Annotated in this window: 4 protein-coding genes; 3 read left to right on the top strand and 1 reads right to left on the bottom strand. The window is 72.4% G+C overall.

Going from position 1 to position 3,388, the window contains the following annotated elements; translation table 11 throughout:
• Positions 1-101: 101 nt before the first annotated feature.
• A complete protein-coding gene (locus AB0B89_RS35535) occupies positions 102-2,033 on the top strand; it encodes a S9 family peptidase (protein WP_358561906.1) in 1,932 nt (643 codons plus the stop codon).
• Complete coding sequence (locus AB0B89_RS35530; RefSeq protein WP_358561901.1) at positions 2,030-2,845, top strand: inositol monophosphatase family protein; 816 nt, start codon at positions 2,030-2,032, stop codon at positions 2,843-2,845. Before AB0B89_RS35535 ends, AB0B89_RS35530 begins: the two co-directional genes overlap by 4 nt.
• A 99-nt stretch (positions 2,846-2,944) precedes the next feature.
• Here AB0B89_RS35530 and AB0B89_RS35525 read toward each other — a convergent pair whose 3' ends face one another.
• Positions 2,945-3,112 carry a hypothetical protein gene (locus tag AB0B89_RS35525; protein WP_358561898.1) on the bottom strand — a complete coding sequence of 56 codons (168 nt, stop codon included), beginning with the start codon at positions 3,110-3,112 and terminating at the stop codon, positions 2,945-2,947.
• Between the two features lie 137 nt (positions 3,113-3,249).
• Between AB0B89_RS35525 and AB0B89_RS35520 the strand changes: the two genes are divergently transcribed.
• Positions 3,250-3,388 (top strand): transglycosylase domain-containing protein (locus AB0B89_RS35520; protein WP_358561904.1); only part of this gene is annotated, 139 nt, incomplete at its 3' end.

The following is a 3,388-nucleotide window of genomic DNA, read 5'->3' as shown; positions in this document are numbered from 1 at the left end:
CAGCCCGCACATCGACGGCGCGCGAGGCCACGCGGTCGGCTGGGCGCGCGAGATGGGCATGTTCGACTCGGTGCCCGGCGTGGAGCTCGGCGGCGCGCCTGTTGTCGTTGCTGCTCTCTCCGGACGGGTCCCGATTGGTCTCCGTCGTCCAGTCGCTCAACCCCGACGGGAAGTCGTACGGCACCTCGATCTGGGAGGTGCCCACCGAGCCCGGAGGCGAGCCGCGCCGCCTGACCCGCTCGGCCAAGGGGGAGACCGGAGCGCGTTTCGCCCCGGACGGCGACCTGCTGTTCGTGTCGCGGCGCCCCGACCCGACGGTGAAGGACCAGCCCGAGGACGAGGTCCCCGCGCTGTGGGCGCTCCCGGCCGGGGGCGGTGAGGCCCGCAGGCTGGCCGGCAGACCCGGAGGCATCGGCGGGTTCGACGTGGGCGGCGGCACGGTGGTCTTCGGCGCCGACGTGCTCCCCGGCGACGAGACCACCGAGGCGGACCGGCGCAAGGCGAGGAAGGAGACCGGGACCAGCGCGATCCTCCACGAGGGCTATCCGGTCCGCTACTGGGACCACGATCTCGGTCCCGGCCGGACGCGGCTGTTCGCCGCCGCGCTCCCCGGACTCGCCGAGCCCCGCGACCTGACCCCCGAGCCCGAAGGGGCGTTGACCGAGGCGGAGTTCGCGGTCACCCCCGACGGCTCGGCGGTCGTCACCACCTGGAAGGTGTCGCTGCCCGGGGGGCTGTCGCGTACGGACCTGGTGGCGATCGACGTCGCGACGGGGGAGCGGCGCGTCGTCGCCACCGCCGCCGGTCACGACTTCTCGGGCCCGGTGGAGATCTCCCCGGACGGGAGCAAGGTCGCCTGCCGGCGTGAGCGGCACGCCACCGAGGAACGGGCCGTCGAGTTCTCGCTGTGGATCGCCGACCTCGCCACCGGAGAGGGGTCCGCGCTCACCACCGGCCTCGCCCCGTCGGCGACCGTGTGGGCGCCCGACTCGCGGTCGGTGTACGTCGTGGCCGACGACCGGGGCCGCCGCCCGATCTTCCAGGTCGGCCTCACGGGCGACCAGGTACGGCTGACGCCGGGCGACGAGGCGTTCCTCGAACCGTGCCCCTCGCCCGACGGCCGCTACCTGTACGCGCTGCGCAGCTCCGTGGCGGGCCCCGCCGCCCCGGTGCGGATCGCCCTGGAAGGCGGCGAGGTCACCGAGCTGTCCTCACCGGTGCCCGCGGTCGAGATCCCCGGCACGTTCACCGAGGTGTCCGCCGTCGCCGACGACGGCGTGGAGGTCAGGGGCTGGCTCGTCCTTCCCCCCGGCGCCTCGGCGGGCAGTCCCGCCCCGCTGCTGCTGTGGATCCACGGCGGGCCGCTGGCGAGCTGGAACGACTGGTCGTGGCGGTGGAACCCCTGGATCATGGCCGAGCACGGCTACGCCGTCCTGATGCCGGACCCGTGCCTGTCCACCGGCTACGGGCAGGAGATGATCCAGCGCGGCTGGGGCGACTGGGGCCCGCGCACCCACGCCGACCTGATGGCGATCACCGACGCGTGCGTCGCCCGGCCCGACATCGACGCCGAGCGCACCGGCGTCATGGGCGGCTCGTTCGGCGGTTACATGGCCAACTGGGTCGCCGGGCACACCGACCGGTTCCGGGCGGTGGTCACGCACGCGTCCCTGTGGAACCTCGACCAGTTCGCCGGGACCACCGACTTCTCGCTGTACTGGCAGCGCGAGTTCGGAGAGCCCGGGTCCGAGCGCTATCGGCGGCTGTCGCCCCACCACTCGCTCGGCGAGATCAGCACGCCGATGCTCGTCATCCACGGCGACAAGGACTACCGCGTGCCGATCGGCGAGGCCCTGCGGCTCTGGTGGGACCTGCGCAGATCGTCCGTCGAGTCGAAGTTCCTGTACTTCCCGGACGAGAACCACTGGATCCTCAAGCCGGGCAACGTGATCGCCTGGTACGAGACGGTGCTGGCGTTCCTGGCCCAGCACGTGCTCGGCGAGGAGTGGAAGCGCCCGGAGTCGCTCGCATGACCGACTTCCTGGACCTGGCGGTCGCCATCGCCCGCGAGGCGGGGGACATGCTGACCGCCAAGCGCCCGGCACGCCCGGAGGCGGTGGAGACCAAGTCCAGCATGACCGACGTGGTCACCGCGCTGGACCGGGCCTCCGAGGAGCTGATCAGGGACCGGATCAGGGCCGCGAGGCCCGGCGACGCGATCCTCGGCGAGGAGGGCGGCGAGACCGGAGGCGAGGTGACCGGAGAGGGGCGCGTCCGCTGGATCGTCGACCCCATCGACGGGACCGTCAACTTCATGTACGGCCTGCCCGACTGGGCGGTGAGCATCGCCGTGGAGGTCGACGGCGAGGTGGTCGCGGGGGTGGTCAACGTGGTGCCCCGTGGCGAGCTGTTCGCCGCGGGCAAGGGCGGCGGCGCGGAGCTCCTCCGGGAGGGCCTCCCCGCCCTGCCGCTGCGCTGCAACGCGGCGGTGCCCCTGTCCCAGGCCCTGGTCGCCACCGGCTTCGGCTACCAGCCCGGACGGCGGGCCGTGCAGGCGGAGGTGCTCACCCACGTGCTGCCGAGGGTGCGCGACATCCGCAGGGGCGGGTCCTGCGCGTCCGACCTGTGCTCGGTCGCGGCCGGGCGGGTGGACGGCTACTACGAGCGGGGCCCGCAGTACTGGGACTTCGCCGCGGGCGGCCTGATCGCCGTGGAGGCGGGGGCGATGATCGGCGGGCTGCGCGGCCGGCCGTACAACCCCGCCATGACGGTGTGCGCGGCGCCGGGTCTGTTCGAGGAACTCCAGGACCTCCTGGCGCCTCTGGACCCGGAGCGTGACGCCTAGGGCCTCCTGCGGCCCATGGCGCGACCCCGGCGCCCCGGGGCGGACATGACGAGGGGCCTACCCGGTGGACGGGCAGGCCCCTATGTCGTTCGAGGAGGATCAGCAGTGCTGGATGGAGACACCGTTGTCGACGGCGATCCGGCGTAGATCCTCTATCTCCGCGCAAAGAGTGTCGGCGAGGAAGTCGTCGCCACTCGTGCGAGCCTCCTGGAGACCCTTGTAGGCCTGGTCGAGCCGATTTTCGATCGTGGTGGTGAACTCGCCCATCTCACCTTCTTTCTCGAGGGGCGAAGGAGCAGTCGTGCCACGTCCAGCCTGGGGAGAGCACAGATCTTCCCCGGCCGTGTGAAGTGGGTCCTGCGGGTCTACCCACCCGGCCGACTCCCTTAAACCACCGATGCCGGATGTCCGCAGTGTGCTTTATGTCACCTGGCCGCCGCACCTCCGGCCACGGCATCCAGGCCGCCGCGCAGGCGTACTTCAGCAAGGACGTCAGCAAGCTGACCGTTTCGCAGGGCGCCTACCTCGCGGCCGTGATCCAGC

It is taken from the genome of Sphaerisporangium sp. NPDC049002, assembly GCF_040649355.1.
GTDB lineage: Bacteria > Actinomycetota > Actinomycetes > Streptosporangiales > Streptosporangiaceae > Sphaerisporangium.
This window is presented reverse-complemented; position numbering and strand designations above follow the sequence as displayed.

Coding starts and splice junctions, on each gene's coding strand:
- AB0B89_RS35525 (WP_358561898.1), bottom strand. CDS start 3,112: ATGGGCGAGTTCACCACCACGATCGAAAATCGGCTCGACCAGGCCTAC.
- AB0B89_RS35530 (WP_358561901.1), top strand. CDS start 2,030: ATGACCGACTTCCTGGACCTGGCGGTCGCCATCGCCCGCGAGGCGGGG.